The sequence below is a fragment of the Gammaproteobacteria bacterium genome (assembly GCA_013696315.1).
Lineage (GTDB): Bacteria > Pseudomonadota > Gammaproteobacteria > JACCYU01 > JACCYU01 > JACCYU01.
The window spans coordinates 1-13581 of record JACCYU010000126.1 but is presented as its reverse complement, the minus strand read 5'-3'; the positions used below and the strand labels follow the sequence as shown (position 1 = coordinate 13581).

The window sequence follows — 13581 nt, the reverse complement described above, 5'->3', positions numbered from 1 at the left end:
TCTTCAGCCGTTCCACTTCCTTGCGTAAACGCCGCACCTCTTCCTGCGTGACAAAAACGTTCTCATTCCCCGGACGCGATTCAGCCTCACGCATCCAGCGACTCAAGGATGTCTGGTTAACCACCAGTTCCCTGGCTATCTGATTGGAACTCTTACCACTGCGTTGCACCAAATCAACTGCCTCCTGCTTGAACTCCAGACTGAACTTCCTGCGGCTACTTTTCATCTCTCACCTCTCTATCGCTATTATGCTAGAAAGGTGTCCGTCGAATCAGGGGAACGTCAAACTGGTTAGGCCACCAGCGGTGGCAACTGGTGCGGTCGGCGAACAGCTCGAGCTGTGGCGCTTTGATCCGGTTGTCCATCTCGCCACGCGCGCAATAGACCCGAGCATAAAGTCACTTGGGTTCGCCGAAGATTCGTCACCGCATAGCAGGGATTGCTGCCGCGGCCGGTGTACTTGAGCTTGGCGATGAGGCGCTGCGGATGAGTCCAACTGCGGGCGGCATAATAGAACGCGGTGAACCAGCGGAGTTTGCCGCCTACCGCGGCAACGCACGCGTTAGCATCAGCCAGTACCCGCTGGGCGAGGAACGCCCCGGCCTGTTTCGCCGCATCGATCTTGCGGGACGCAGGTAACTACCAACAACTGGTTTCGACAGAAGACAGACAAGGGCAGACAACAGGAGTGATCATAATAGCCGTGGAAGTACCGCCCCGCCTGGTTGCCATGCCAGCCATCGTCGGGGGTATCGAAGTCTAACTAAGCTTTTTGGGTGGCCGCTTGAACGCGCTAATAACGCTTGAACGCGCTAATAAACTGATTGACCAGTACGGCGTAGATGCTTAAGGCGGTCGCTCGATCTGCCCGCTGCGCTAAGCAACATAAGGTCGCGCTGCTGGCGCGGTGTAGCGCGTCGCGCTCGACCGCGGTCCGCAGCGCCACAGCGCGGCGCAGGTGTTGATGGTCGTTGAGAGCCTCGTAACCCCGCGCTAATCCGTTGTCCTTACGAATCCAAGCAGACTCCACACCAGCGCTGGGTCCTTCTGCGCGCGGTGAAGTTTTAGACTTCACCGCGAAACGAGTAATTTTATTACGACGAGAGCTAAGAAAGCGCTTTCGCCAGACGCGCGACGCCTTGTTGCAGATTCTCCATCGATGTCGTGTAGGCGAAGCGCACGTGCTCTGCGGCCTTGTGATTGCCGAAATCGATGCCGGGGGTGATGGCGACGCCATGATCGTTTAAGTGGCGCGCGGCGAAGGCGAAGCTGTCGTTGGCGAAGCCTGCGCTGTTGGCGTAGATATAAAACGCGCCTTGAGGTTTGACCGGAATATCGAAACCCAACTCGCGCAACGCCGGCAGTCTGAAGTGGACCCCAAAAACTGGACAGGGGTATAAGCTCTGACTTGCATGCTATTGAGAGGCAGCGAGATGAGTCAGAAGCGCAAGCAATACAGTGCCGGCTTTTAAGGCCAAGGTAGCGTTGGCGGCGTTGCGAGAGAGCGCGACGACGGCCGAGTTGGCGGCGCGCTATGGTCTGCACCCGACCCAGATCAATTACTGGAAGCGCCACGCGCTGGACAACATGGACACGATATTCGAGCGCGGCGGCGGCGCCAAAGGTGAGTCAACGCAGACCGTTGACGAACTGCACCGGGTGCTTGGTCAGCTCACGGTGGAACGCGATTTTTTATCCAGCAAGCTCGCTCACTGAGCGGCCAGGAACGCCGCGACATGATTGAGCCCGATCCGCGATTGAGCGTGGTTCGCCAGTGCGAACTGGTGGCGGTCAGCCGTTCGTCGGTCTATTACCGAGCCCGACCGTGCCCCCATGACGACCTGCAGCTGATGCGCCTTATGGACGCGCAATACCTGCGCACCCCGTTCTACGGCAGCCGCAGCATGACCACTTATCTGCGGCGGCTGGGCCTTTACCCTCAACCGCAAACGGGTGCGGCGACTGATGCGTGTGATGGGACTGCGCTCGATTGCGCCAACACCCCATACCAGCCCGCCGCAGCCGGCGCACAAGGTCTATCCCTATCTATTGCGGAAGGTCGATATCACGCGGCCCAAGCAAGTCTGGGCCGCCGCTCTGACCTATGTGCCGATGGCGCGGGGTTATGTATCTGGTGGCCATTATCGACTGGTACAGTCGCCGCGTGCTGGCCTGGCGAGTATCTAACAATCTGGAATAGGCATGCCTGTGTCGAGGCGCTGGCGCAGGCCATCGACCGCTACGGTGTGCCAGACATCTTTAATACGGATCAAGGTGTTCAGTTCACCAGCGAGGCTTTTACCGGCAGTCTCCAACAACACGGCATTCAGATCAGCATGGATGGCAACGGCTGCTACCGGGACAATATCTTTGTCGAGCGGCTGTGGCGCAGCGTCAAATGCGAATGCCTGTACATCCAGGCGTTCGCGGATGGCCGTGCGTTGCGGCAGGGACTCAAACAATACTTCGACTGGTACAATGATGAACGACCCCACCAGGGTCTGGATTACCAGACACCAGACGAGGTCTACCGGGGATCGCCCCATTGGAGGCAGGCCGCCTGAGCCTGCATGACGATCAACCGTCAGAGCTTATCAAACCCCTCAGGCTGTCCAAATATAGGGGGCCACTTCAAATACAGCGCAGATCACGGCCGGGAGAAATCGTGTTTTTGCTCGGCTCTGACCGATCGTAAGCTCGCGGCACCCGGACTTAATAGCAACCTTAGCTTTTTCTTCGGGCTCCCTTTAAGCAATCGTGAAGACTAGAGTAGACCTTCGTGAAGGAACCCCCGCGGAACCCCGCTAGAATTTACCACACTGGATTGATAGCTAACATACTGATTTGGTGGTGGGCAATGCTGGGATCGAACCAGCGACCCCTGCCGTGTGAAGGCAGTGCTCTCCCGCTGAGCTAATCGCCCGTCCGCATTAAAGGCGCGATTTTAGGCCGGCCGCGTTGCCAAGGTCAATTCCGCGTCCGCTCTCATCGGGTGTACGCCTTACCATCGCATCTGATGCCTTGGCTGTAGCGGCAGTTTGCCGCGCCAGTACTGAATGAGCACAAATCCGAATAGCATGCCGCCCAGGTGCGCAAAGTGCGCCACGCCGGCGGTGGTGCCGGTCACACCGGCCCAGAGTTCTATTGCGCCGTAGCCGACGACCAGCCACTTCGCCTTGATCGGAATAGGGGGGAACAGCAGGATCAGCCGCTGTTCGGGAAACATCATGCCGAAGGCCAGCAGAATGCCGAAGACGCCGCCGGACGCGCCCAGGGTGGGATAAATCTCGCCGGCGCTGGCCGCGCTGGAGGCGACAATGAGCTGGATCGTTGCAGCGCCGATCACGCAGACCAGATAATAAACCGCGAACGTGCGCGATCCCCAGGCGTTCTCCACCTGCATGCCAAACATCCATAACGCGAACATATTGAAAATCAGATGCACCACGCCGCCATGAAGAAATCCGTAGGTGATCAGCTGCCAGGGCAGGAAGCCCGGAATCTGTGCGAAGCCATCCGGCGTAAAGGTGAAGTCCGGCGTACCCATCGGCCAAAGCGCGAACCAGGTCACCAGATCGTTAAACATGAACTGCTGGGCCAGAAACACGACGCCATTGGCGATCAACAGAAACTTAACCACCGGTGGAAACGTTGAAAAATCGGTCGGTAACATCGAATTTACAAAGGTCGCGGGAAGTTTCGGCAATACTTGCGGGGGTGATGCGTCGTCCGGCACACAGTCGGATAAGGCCTGGGCGAGCCGCTGATTATCGGCGGGTCAACAACTTACGGTTGCGGCCGCGATGGGACGAATTGCCAACCCAAGTGTGGTGCAAGGGTCATGGTTTGGCAAGCGCGACGCCAGCACTTCGAGTGCGCTTGAACACGGACGTGACACGGCTTAATTCAGGTTGATGCGCTCAGCTTGCCGAGCGCGTCTCGCAGTGCGATCAGGTTTTCCAGCCGCAACGCGCCTATCTCCTCGAACAGCCTCCGGTAAGTACTTGCGCCGCCGCCGCCCACCAGTAGCACCACCGCGAAACCAATCTGCCGGCGCAGGCGCCGCAATTCTGACACCAGCTGCGGGTCACTATCCGGATAAGTGATGCTGACGGCGACTGCTCGTGCGCCGGTGCGAAAGGCCGCCGCGGCGATTTCGTCGGCCGGCAGGTCCGCGCCCAGATAGATCGCATTCCAGCCTTCGTTGGCCGCGGTGACCGCAGCCATGAGGGCGCCCAGTTCGTGGCGCTGTCCGGCGGGTGTGGTCACCACTACAGTCAGCTCGGAGTGACGCGGCACGCGCCCGTTGAGCTTCAGCGTCCCTAAGAACGATCTTATAATGGCGCTGGCCATGTGTTCTTCGCTAATCCGCATATCACCGTGACGGCACTCGTGACCGATGGCGTGCAGCAGCGGACACATGACGTTTTCCAGCAGAGCCTGCACACTGACCGCCACCGACGCGTTGTATAGCGCGGCTTCCAGCGCGAACGGGTTCATCTGGCGGATTGCCTCCAGGCAGGTTCGCAGGTGCTGATCGACCTCTGGGGGGGCGGAATCCACGATCGGTATGGCGGGCGCCGAGGCCCTGAAGAAACTGTCGGCGAGACACATCTCGACTAAGTCCTCGCGCGCGAGGCTGGCAACCTCGCCGATGCGGCGTCCAGCACGCGTCGCGGATTGCAGCAAGGTCAGGCGTTCGACGTCGGCGTCCGAATACAGTCGCCGGCCGGACGCCGAGCGCGCGGGCGCGACCGCATTATAACGGTGCTCCCATGCGCGCAATACATAAGTACTCAGACCGGTGCGGCGTGCCACCACTTGAATCGGGTGGGAAGCTCGTTCCGGATCTCTGGCTGTTGGCATGCGGCCCCGCGGACATGACACACACGCCACTTACTATTAACGGATCAACGGTATTTGTCCAGCGCCGGAAATCACTCTGTGGCATTATCCCTTCAATTTACTGCGTTCTGTACTGGCTCACGCAAGCGTAATTTTTAAGGACTTTAGTCGTGCAATACCTGGTCATTGCATTGATCGGCGCATCAGGCATCGGGCTTGCGGTGCAGGCCGCGACGAACGCCCGCATGAGCGAGACCGTACAGTCACCGGTGTTGAGCGCGCTGATCAACTTCGTGGTGGGCGGCGTGATCCTGGCGGCGCTGGCGATGTCGGGGATTTTCGGACGTGGAAACTTGTCCACTATCGGGACCGCGCCTTGGTGGGCATGGACCGGCGGCATTCTTGGCGCGACGTGGGTGACGGCCGCCGTGGTGGCATTGCCGAAAATCGGCACCGCAATTGCGTTCGCGGCCGTGATCATCGGGCAACTGGTCGGCGCGCTGCTGCTGGATACCTTCGGACTGCTGGGCGTGCCCCAGATCCCCTTGCACCCGTGGCGCGTTGCCGGCGCGGTGCTAATGGTGATTGGCATAGTGCTGATGCAGTACAAGTAGCGTTCCTACGCACATTTACGCTAGTTCGGGTATTTACGATGGAATTCGATCCGCTCCTCCTGTCGCGCGCGCAGTTCGCCTTCACCATCGCCTTCCACATTCTGTTCCCCACTTTCACCATGGGGCTGGCGCTGTTCCTGGTGTATCTGGAAGGCCAGTGGCTGCGCACGCGCGATGGGTTCTTTATGGACAGCGCCAAGTTCTGGTCGAAAATCTTCGCACTCAGCTTCGGCACGGGCGTGGTCTCAGGCGTCGTGCTGTCGTACGAGATCGGTCTGAACTGGGGCGAGTTCTCACGCATCACCGGCAACGTGCTCGGGCCCATCATGAGCTACGAGGTGCTCACCGCGTTTTTCCTCGAAGCGGGCTTTTTGGGGATTATGCTCTTCGGCTGGAATCGGGTCGGGCCCAAGTTTCATTATTTTGCGACCGTGATGGTGGGGCTGGGCACGTTCCTGTCCGCGTTCTGGATTTTGTCGGCGAATTCCTGGATGCACACGCCTGACGGATTTCGTTTCGAGGACGGCCAGTTCTTCGTGACGTCCTGGTGGGATGCGGTGTTTAATCCGTCATTCCCCTATCGCTGGGCGCACATGTTGAACGCCTCGTATCTCACGACCACGTTTGTGGTAGCCGGTATCGCCGCCTGGTATCAGCTCGGCAACCGCGACCACGAGTTCGCCACCCGCACCTTCAAGGCGGCAGTGCTGACCGCGGCACTACTGGCACCCGTGCAGGTACTTATCGGCGATCTGCACGGACTCAACACCTTCGAACATCAGCCGATGAAAATCGCCGCCATGGAAGGGCACTGGGAAACGCACAGAAGCGCGCCATTCTTAGTGTTCGCGTGGCCCGATCAGAAAGTCGCCGACAATTACTTCGAACTGCCGATTCCGTACGCGGGCAGTCTGATTCTCACGCATTCGCTGGATGGCGAAGTTCCCGGCCTCAAAGAAGTGCCGCCAGAGGATCGGCCGTACGTGCCGCTGGTGTTTTTTTCTTTCCGCCTGATGCTGGCCTTAGGCGGGCTGATGCTGGCGCTCTCCTGGTACGGCGCGTATCGAGTTCTGCGGCGGCGCGGCGAGTTCAGCCGCGCGTATCTGCGGATGATGATGTGGGCTAGTCCGATCGGGTTTATCGCCGTGCTCGCGGGCTGGCTTACGACAGAAACGGGCCGCCAGCCCTGGACCGTACAGGGCCTGTTGCGCACCAGCGATGCGGTGTCGAACAACATCACCGGCGGCGAGGTCGCGTTCTCGTTGATGGTGTTCATCGGCGTATACACGGCGCTGTTCGGTGCTTTTCTATGGTTTTTGCTGTTCATGATTCGTCGCGGGCCCAAGGGCACGATGCCGGATGCGGGTAGCGCGCGCGCCGCCACCACTGCGCCGGCGTTCTACGGCTGATGGACTTGCCGCTAATCTGGGCCGGCATCATCGCCTTCGGCATCACGATGTACGTGCTGCTGGACGGCTTCTCGCTCGGGATCGGCATTCTGTTTCCCTTCGTCAGGGACGATGCGGAGCGCGACCTGATGATGGGCAGCGTCTCGCCGGTGTGGGACGGCAATCAGACGTGGCTGGTGCTCGGCGGCACGGCGCTGTTCGCGGCTTTTCCCACGGCGTTCGCGCTGCTGTTGCCGGTCCTCTACCTGCCGCTGATTGTCATGCTGATCGCGCTGGTGTTCCGCGGCGTCGCATTCGAATTCCGCTTCAAGGCGGAGCGTGGCGACAAATGGCGCAAAATCTGGGACTGGTCATTCATCGCGGGCTCCATCACCGCTGCGTTCTGCCAGGGCATTGTGCTGGGCGCCTACGTGCTGGGCTTCGACATCGAGGGGCGCGAGTACGTGGGCGGCGGCATCGCCTGGCTATCGCCGTTCAGCCTCGTCACCGGGATCGCCGTCGTGTGCGGTTACTCACTACTCGGTTCCTGCTGGCTGCTGGTCAAGACCGAAGGCGCGCTGCAAAAACATGCGCGGGGCGTAGCAAGCAGGCTTCTGTTCGTGATGCTGGGTTTCATCGTCCTGATCAGCATCTGGACGCCACTTGCGGAACCGGAGATCGCGGCGCGCTGGTTCAGCTGGCCGAATCTGCTGTGGCTGTCGCCAGTGCCCGTACTCACGGGAATCGCGGCGTTCGCTCTTTACGGCGCGCTCAGGCAGGATCACGAATGGCGGCCGTTCCTGCTGTGCGTGGGTCTTTACGTGCTAACGCTCTTTGGCCTCGCCGTCAGCCTGTGGCCTTACATCGTGCCGCGCACGTTGACGATCTGGGAAGTCGCCGCGCCGCCGGAGTCGCAGTTGTTCATCCTGGTGGGTACAGCGATCATCGTGCCGGTAATTCTGATCTACACCGCACACGCGTATTACGTGTTTCGCGGCAAGGTCAGTGAAGAGGACATGTATCACTGACGATCTGCGTAACGCTAACCGCCCTGTGCGATGGCGCCCTTCGCGCCGTAATGTTGCTCTATGTAGTCCTCGACCAGTTGCTGGAACTGTTGCGCAATTCGCTCGCCTTTAAGAATCATGGCCCGCTTGCCGTCGATGTACACCGGTGCGATCGGAGATTCGCCGGTGCCGGGCAGACTGATGCCGATGTTGGCGTGCTTGCTCTCGCCGGGGCCGTTGACGACGCAGCCCATTACCGCCACGGTCATGTCTTCCACGCCGTCATACTGCGTCCGCCACACGGGCATCTGTTCGCGCAGGTAAGCCTGGATATCGCCCGCCAGCCGCTGAAAATAATCCGAGGTCGTGCGCCCGCAGCCGGGGCAGGACACCACCATGGGCGTGAAGGAGCGCAGGCCCATGGTCTGCAGAATTTCCTGCGCGACCCTCACCTCGTGCGTACGATCGCCGCCGGGTTCCGGCGTTAAGGAAATGCGGATGGTGTCGCCGATGCCCTGCTGCAGCAGTATTGCCAGCGCGGCTGAGGAAGCGACGATGCCCTTGGTGCCCATGCCGGCCTCGGTCAGGCCCAGATGCAGCGCGTAATCGCATTGCGCGGCGAGGTCGCGATAAACAGAAATCAAATCCTGCACACCGCTCATCTTGCAGGACAGCACAATCCGCTCGCGCGCAAGGCCCAGTTCCTCGGCGCGCCGCGCGCTTGAAAGCGCCGAGGCGATCAGCGCATCGTGCATCACCTGTTCCGGTTCGCGTGGTTCGGCGAGCGTGGCGTTCTCGTCCATCAGCGCGGTCAGCAGGTCCTGATCCAGGCTGCCCCAGTTCACGCCGATGCGCACCGGCTTGCCGAATTTGCAGGCGATCTCGATCATCTCCGAGAAATTACGGTCGTGCAGGGCCTTGCGCCCCACGTTGCCGGGGTTGATACGATACTTGGCGAGCGCCTCGGCGCAGGCAGGATGGCGTGTGAGCAGCCGGTTGCCGATAAAATGGAAATCGCCGACCAGCGGCACCTGCACGCCCATGCTGTCCAGCTTCTCGCGAATATGTGGCACCGATTTCGCTGCTTCTTCGTTATTAACGGTGATGCGCACCAGTTCTGAGCCGGCCTTTGCGAGCTCCGCGACCTGTATTGCGGTGCGCACCACATCCGCGGTGTCGGTGTTGGTCATCGACTGGACGACCACGGGCGCGCCGCCGCCGATGGGAATGGCGCCGACCTGTACGGCGGTGGATTGACGGCGAGGCGTGCTTGACGCGAGTTGTGACATGGCTTGAACCGGGGGAAATGGGGGAAATACATTCGGAGTTTCGATCTGGATCGTTATTCTACCAAGCTTTGCACCAGTGTCGCACGATGTCGCGAATCCGTAGTCTCAGAATTCTTATGCGCGAAGCGCCGGTTGTAGAATAGGGCAGACACTATCTACCGGAGTCGCCGATGTTAACCAGCGTGCAGCACAAACGTCACATGATCCGATCTACGATTAACCGCCGCCCCGCGTGCGGCGAATGCTGAACATGTACGAACAGGAAACCATCTCCATCGCCACCCGCGGTCGCGGGACGCATCGCATCGATGACGACATCACGCGCGTCGTTGCCCGCAGTGGCGTTATCACCGGGCTGTGTCACGTGTTCTGCCATCACACCAGTGCGTCGCTCATTCTGTGCGAGAATGCCGACCCCACCGTGCGACGAGACCTCGAAACATTCATGGCGCGTCTCGTGCCGGATGGCGACGCGATGTTCGAGCACGACGACGAAGGCCCCGACGATATGCCCGCGCACGTGCGCAGCATTCTCACGCAGAGCAGCCTGCACGTGCCCGTGGCGGGCGGGCGGCTGAGTCTCGGCACCTGGCAGGGCATTTATCTGTGGGAGCACCGCACCAGCAGCCATCGCCGCCAGGTCACCATCACCGTGCACGGCGCGTCGCGATGATCCGCTGCATCACCTTCGATCTAGACGATACCTTGTGGGCCTGCGGCCCGGTGATCCTGCGCGCCGAGCAGGCGTTGTACGACTGGCTGCGCGAACACTATCCGCGGATCTGCGAGACGCGCTCGATCGAAGACATGCGCGCGCATCGCGCGGCGCTGCTCAAGTCGCGCACGGACCTGCGGCACGACATGACCGCGCTGCGGCGTCACTGGATCGCGCAACTGGCGGACGAGGCCGGTTACGGACGTGAGATGGTGGAACCAGCGGTGGCGCATTTCCGCCACCATCGCAACCAGGTGACCTTTTTCGACGCCGCCCGGCCGTTGCTCAAGCGGCTGAGAGAACGTTACACGGTGGGCGCCATCACCAACGGCAACGCGCAGGTCGAACGCATCGGGGCCGATCATTTATTTGATTTTATCGTGTACGCGGCGGACGCCGGCGTGGCGAAACCGGACGCGCGTATTTTTCGTGCGGCGCTTGCGCGCGCGCAGGCCGAACCCGCGGTCGCCGTACACGTGGGCGATGATCCCGACAACGACGTGCTGGGCGCGGCGCGCGCCGGCATGCGCACCGTCTGGTACAACCCGACGATGTCGCCCTGGCCCGGTGGCCGGCCACCGGATGCGGTGATCGGTGCGCTCCATGACCTGCTCGATGTGCTCGCGCGCTGGTCGGTTAAGCAAAGCGATCGGCAAGCTGGCGCTAAGTTTTGATCGTTATTGGTCTGATCTCGGTTGAATAACAAGATTTCTACGGGGCAGGTACGCCCTCGATCAGCGGCTTGAGCTTCGGCCATACGTTATCGAGAATCATCGGTTGCGCTTTCGCGGTGGGATGCAGCCCGTCCGGTTGCATATACGCAGGGACCTGCGCGACGCCGGCTAGCAGGAACGGCACCAGCGGTGTGCCGGTGTCGCGCGCGACGCCCTCGTAAACTGCGTAATAGCGTTCGCGAAAAGCCTCGCCGTAATTGGCGGGGATCTGCACGCCGGTCAGCAGCACTTTCGCGTCATGGCGCTGGCTCAGCTTGATCATGCGCTCGAGATTGGAGCGCAGCACCGTGGGGTTAATGCCGCGCAAGCCGTCGTTGGCGCCCAGTTCGATAATAACCAGCGCTGGCGTGTACTGGTTCAGCGCGTCGGGCAGCCGCGAGAGCCCGCCCTCGCTGGTTTCGCCGGAGATACTGGCGTTGACTACGCGGAAGTCGTGGCCGCGTTCGTCGATCCGCCGCGCCAGAAGACTCACCCAGCCGCGTCCGCTATCGATACCGTAAGCCGCGCTCAGGCTGTCGCCCATCACCAGGATGGTGGGCGGCATCGCGGCGACCGCGGACTGCCACAGACTCAGATATAACAGTACGGCCAACGCAGGCTTCAGCGAATGTTTCTTCATGACGCGGGTCGATAGTTGTTCTTAAAGCATTTTCGGACATCAACAGCCTGTGAACATTCCCTCCGTCGAAACGCCTGTTATTGAAACGCACCATTTAAGCAAGCAGGTTGCCGGCCCGGAAGGCGAGCTGGTAATTCTGCGCGAGGTCGATCTCGCCGTGCGCGCAGGCGAGGCGCTGGCGATTGTCGGCGCCTCGGGCACGGGCAAGTCCACATTGCTCGGTCTGCTGGCGGGGCTGGATACGGCTAGCGCCGGCCGCGTAAACCTGTTTGGCCGGGACTTGAGTGCTTTCGACGAGGATGGCCGCGCTGCGTTGCGGGCAGGGCGGGTCGGATTCGTGTTCCAGTCGTTTCAGTTGTTGCCCGGTCTGACCGCGCTGGAAAACGTCATGCTGCCGCTAGAGTTAAACGGCGCCAGCGGGCGGGCGGAGGCGACCGCGCGCGACAGTCTGGCGAGAGTCGGCCTGACGGCGCGCGCGCGGCATTATCCACATCAGTTGTCCGGTGGGGAGCAACAGCGGGTTGCGATTGCCCGCGCGTTCGCGCCGCAGCCGCGGGTATTGTTCGCGGACGAGCCCACCGGCAATCTCGATCAAAATACCGGACGCAAGGTTATCGAGCTGCTGTTTTCCCTGCGTGACGAACATGCCGCCGCGCTGGTAATGGTGACCCACGACACCGACCTCACCGCGTGGTGTGATCGGCGTCAGCGGCTGGCCGAGGGACGCCTGGGGCCCGCCGATCATGGCGGCTGACGCTTTACGCTTGGCGGGGCGCTCGCTCACGCGCGACTGGCGCGCGGGCGAGTTGCGCATCCTCGCGCTGTCGCTGGTTGTGGCCGTCGGCGCGATCACGTCAGTGGCGTTCTTTACCGACCGCATTCAGCGCGCGATGGCGTTACAGGCTTCCGAACTGCTGGCTGCAGATCTGGTAATCGAGACCGCTTCGCCGCCGCGCGTGCGCCTGCTGGAGGAGGCGCGGGCGCGGGGTTTGCGCATCGCCAATACGGTGACGTTCCCCAGCGTGGTGCTGAGCGGCAACGACACGCAGCTGGTGCAGGTCAAGGCAGTGGATGATGCCTATCCGCTGCGCGGGCGGATGCGCATCGCGGCGGCGTCCGAGCGTCCCGCGTCAGTCACCCGCGGCATCCCGAATCCTGGCCAGGCCTGGGCTGATCCGCGGCTGATGCTGAACCTGGGCCTTACCGCCGGTGGGCGTATCAATCTGGGCGACCGTCGCTTCAAAGTGTCCGCTGTTATCGATTACGAGCCGGATCGTGGCGGCGAGCTATTCCGTCTGTCGCCGCGCTTAATGATCAATCTCGAAGACCTTGCGTCCACGGCCTTGGTCAAGGTCAACAGCCGGGTTTCGTACCACACGTTACTGGCAGGCACCCCAGCCGCAATCGGCTCGTATCGTGCCTGGCTGGAACCGCGCGCGCGGCCCGGCGAGGAGATACAAGGCGTGCGCGACGGGCGCCCGGAAATTCGCACAGCAACGGATCGCGCGCAGCAGTATCTGGGTCTGGCGGCGCTCGTGGCGGTACTGGTAGCGGGCGCGGCGATCGCGCTGGCGGCCCGGCACTACGCGCAAAACCAGGCCGATGTCACCGCGATCATGCGTTGTCTCGGTGTGAGCGAGGGTCTGGTGCTGCGGATTTATGTCTGGCGGTTGGCTGTGCTGGGGCTGCTCGCCAGTTTGGCGGGCTGCGCGCTGGGTTATCTCGCGCAGACCGTGCTGGCGACGTTGCTGGAAGGCTGGCTCGCGCAGAAAGTCCCGGCGCCGGGTTTGACGCCCGTCGTAACCGGTATCGCCACCGGTCTGCTCGCGCTGTTCGGTTTCGCGCTGCCGCCGCTGTTGCGCTTGAAACAGATTCCGCCGCTGCGCGTGTTGCGGCGCGAACTCGGCAATCCGGCACCGGCGGCCTGGGTTACGGGCGCGTTCGCGCTGACCGCGGCGTGCGTGCTCTTGGTCTTGCAGGTCGGTGAGGCGAGGCTTGTGGCCAAGCTGCTGCTGGGCGCGATATTGACCGTAACCGCGCTGTGGCTGTCGTCGTTCGCGCTCATTTTCGGTCTGCGACGAGGACAGCCCCGCGCGGGCGCGGTGTGGCGCAACGGGCTCGCGCGCCTGGGCCGCCGGCCGGCGAGCAATACCTTGCAGATCGCCGCCTTCGCCCTTGGTATTGCGGCGCTGCTGGTGCTGGCGATCGCGCGCGTGGACCTGCTGAACATCTGGCGCGACACCTTGCCCACCGATGCGCCCAACTATTTCATGATCAACGTTCAGCCGCGGGAAGTCGCCGCCCTCGCGAATCTGTTTCGCGAGAACGATTTAATGCTGCCGGAGTTTTATCCCATGGTGCGCGGCCGGC

16 protein-coding genes, 1 tRNA gene and 2 pseudogenes are annotated in these 13581 nt (G+C 61.7%); 9 read left to right on the top strand and 10 right to left on the bottom strand.

The features are described from left to right. Together H0V34_07825 and H0V34_07820 are read right to left on the bottom strand one after the other, a co-directional pair. Positions 1–226, bottom strand: a 226-nt coding sequence (locus tag H0V34_07825) for a transposase (GenBank protein MBA2491605.1), incomplete at its 3' end; no start/stop codon positions are given. A gap of 25 nt (positions 227–251) precedes the next feature. After that, complete coding sequence (locus H0V34_07820) at positions 252–365, bottom strand: hypothetical protein (GenBank protein MBA2491604.1); 114 nt, start codon at positions 363–365, stop codon at positions 252–254. Positions 366–486: 121 nt separating this feature from the next. Between H0V34_07820 and H0V34_07815 the strand changes: the two genes are divergently transcribed. Then, the gene (locus H0V34_07815) at positions 487–639 is read left to right on the top strand and encodes a hypothetical protein (GenBank protein ID MBA2491603.1); all 153 of its coding nucleotides are present in this window, start codon (positions 487–489) and stop codon (positions 637–639) included. Here H0V34_07815 and H0V34_07810 read toward each other — a convergent pair. The 3 genes and pseudogenes from H0V34_07810 to H0V34_07800 all read right to left on the bottom strand — a co-directional run bounded on the left by H0V34_07810 (position 569) and on the right by H0V34_07800 (position 1355). Continuing rightward, a pseudogene (locus tag H0V34_07810) lies at positions 569–760 on the bottom strand (transposase). The gene H0V34_07815 and the pseudogene H0V34_07810 sit on opposite strands and share 71 nt — an antisense overlap. Positions 761–793: 33 nt before the next feature. Next, on the bottom strand, positions 794–1030 hold the full coding sequence (locus tag H0V34_07805) for a transposase (protein MBA2491602.1): 237 nt from the start codon (positions 1028–1030) through the stop codon (positions 794–796). 76 nt (positions 1031–1106) lie between these two features. Continuing rightward, positions 1107–1355: a hypothetical protein gene (locus tag H0V34_07800; protein MBA2491601.1), complete on the bottom strand. Its 249-nt coding sequence runs from the start codon at positions 1353–1355 to the stop codon at positions 1107–1109. A 103-nt stretch (positions 1356–1458) separates the two neighbouring features. Here H0V34_07800 and H0V34_07795 point away from each other — a divergent pair. Further along, a pseudogene (locus tag H0V34_07795) lies at positions 1459–2564 on the top strand (IS3 family transposase). 284 nt (positions 2565–2848) lie between these two features. Here the strand turns inward: H0V34_07795 and H0V34_07790 are convergent. The 3 genes from H0V34_07790 to H0V34_07780 form a co-directional block, all read right to left on the bottom strand. Next, positions 2849–2923: transfer RNA gene (locus H0V34_07790), tRNA-Val, on the bottom strand. 78 nt (positions 2924–3001) lie between these two features. Continuing rightward, the gene (locus H0V34_07785) at positions 3002–3673 is read right to left on the bottom strand and encodes a rhomboid family intramembrane serine protease (GenBank protein MBA2491600.1); all 672 of its coding nucleotides are present in this window, start codon (positions 3671–3673) and stop codon (positions 3002–3004) included. A gap of 233 nt (positions 3674–3906) precedes the next feature. Next, positions 3907–4818: a cobalamin B12-binding domain-containing protein gene (locus tag H0V34_07780; protein MBA2491599.1), complete on the bottom strand. Its 912-nt coding sequence runs from the start codon at positions 4816–4818 to the stop codon at positions 3907–3909. Between the two features lie 197 nt (positions 4819–5015). Here H0V34_07780 and H0V34_07775 point away from each other — a divergent pair, with 197 nt between their 5' ends. From H0V34_07775 to cydB, 3 genes are read left to right on the top strand one after another with little or no spacing between them, the layout of a single operon-like run. Beyond that, complete coding sequence (locus H0V34_07775; GenBank protein ID MBA2491598.1) at positions 5016–5459, top strand: DMT family transporter; 444 nt, start codon at positions 5016–5018, stop codon at positions 5457–5459. Between the two features lie 38 nt (positions 5460–5497). Continuing rightward, on the top strand, positions 5498–6868 hold the full coding sequence (locus tag H0V34_07770; GenBank protein MBA2491597.1) for a cytochrome ubiquinol oxidase subunit I: 1371 nt from the start codon (positions 5498–5500) through the stop codon (positions 6866–6868). Then, positions 6868–7875 carry a cytochrome d ubiquinol oxidase subunit II gene (gene cydB / locus H0V34_07765; GenBank protein ID MBA2491596.1) on the top strand — a complete coding sequence of 336 codons (1008 nt, stop codon included), beginning with the start codon at positions 6868–6870 and terminating at the stop codon, positions 7873–7875. Before H0V34_07770 ends, cydB begins: the two co-directional genes overlap by 1 nt. A 14-nt stretch (positions 7876–7889) precedes the next feature. On the opposite strand, the gene ispG is transcribed toward cydB, so the two are convergent. Continuing rightward, positions 7890–9143, bottom strand: coding sequence for a flavodoxin-dependent (E)-4-hydroxy-3-methylbut-2-enyl-diphosphate synthase (gene ispG, locus H0V34_07760; protein ID MBA2491595.1), 1254 nt, complete (start codon positions 9141–9143; stop codon positions 7890–7892). A 250-nt stretch (positions 9144–9393) separates the two neighbouring features. Here ispG and H0V34_07755 point away from each other — a divergent pair, with 250 nt between their 5' ends. Further along, the gene (locus H0V34_07755) at positions 9394–9816 is read left to right on the top strand and encodes a YjbQ family protein (GenBank protein MBA2491594.1); all 423 of its coding nucleotides are present in this window, start codon (positions 9394–9396) and stop codon (positions 9814–9816) included. Continuing rightward, a complete protein-coding gene (locus H0V34_07750; GenBank protein MBA2491593.1) occupies positions 9813–10532 on the top strand; it encodes an HAD family hydrolase in 720 nt (239 codons plus the stop codon). Before H0V34_07755 ends, H0V34_07750 begins: the two co-directional genes overlap by 4 nt. A gap of 37 nt (positions 10533–10569) precedes the next feature. Here H0V34_07750 and H0V34_07745 read toward each other — a convergent pair whose 3' ends face one another. After that, positions 10570–11211, bottom strand: coding sequence for an arylesterase (locus tag H0V34_07745; GenBank protein ID MBA2491592.1), 642 nt, complete (start codon positions 11209–11211; stop codon positions 10570–10572). 55 nt (positions 11212–11266) lie between these two features. On the opposite strand from H0V34_07745, the gene H0V34_07740 reads away from it, so the two are divergent. Further along, positions 11267–11965, top strand: coding sequence for an ATP-binding cassette domain-containing protein (locus H0V34_07740; protein MBA2491591.1), 699 nt, complete (start codon positions 11267–11269; stop codon positions 11963–11965). Further along, a partial coding sequence (locus H0V34_07735) for an ABC transporter permease (GenBank protein MBA2491590.1) occupies positions 11955–13581 on the top strand: 1627 nt, incomplete at its 3' end. The genes H0V34_07740 and H0V34_07735, both read left to right, overlap by 11 nt.

Excerpts from the sequence above, each read along its gene's own strand:
- H0V34_07820 (MBA2491604.1), bottom strand. The coding sequence starts at position 365 with ATGGACAACCGGATCAAAGCGCCACAGCTCGAGCTGTTCGCCGACCGC.
- H0V34_07815 (MBA2491603.1), top strand. The coding sequence starts at position 487 with ATGAGTCCAACTGCGGGCGGCATAATAGAACGCGGTGAACCAGCGGAG.
- H0V34_07785 (MBA2491600.1), bottom strand. The coding sequence starts at position 3,673 with ATGTTACCGACCGATTTTTCAACGTTTCCACCGGTGGTTAAGTTTCTG.
- H0V34_07770 (MBA2491597.1), top strand. The coding sequence starts at position 5,498 with ATGGAATTCGATCCGCTCCTCCTGTCGCGCGCGCAGTTCGCCTTCACC.
- cydB (MBA2491596.1), top strand. The coding sequence starts at position 6,868 with ATGGACTTGCCGCTAATCTGGGCCGGCATCATCGCCTTCGGCATCACG.
- ispG (MBA2491595.1), bottom strand. The coding sequence starts at position 9,143 with ATGTCACAACTCGCGTCAAGCACGCCTCGCCGTCAATCCACCGCCGTA.
- H0V34_07755 (MBA2491594.1), top strand. The coding sequence starts at position 9,394 with ATGTACGAACAGGAAACCATCTCCATCGCCACCCGCGGTCGCGGGACG.
- H0V34_07750 (MBA2491593.1), top strand. The coding sequence starts at position 9,813 with ATGATCCGCTGCATCACCTTCGATCTAGACGATACCTTGTGGGCCTGC.
- H0V34_07745 (MBA2491592.1), bottom strand. The coding sequence starts at position 11,211 with ATGAAGAAACATTCGCTGAAGCCTGCGTTGGCCGTACTGTTATATCTG.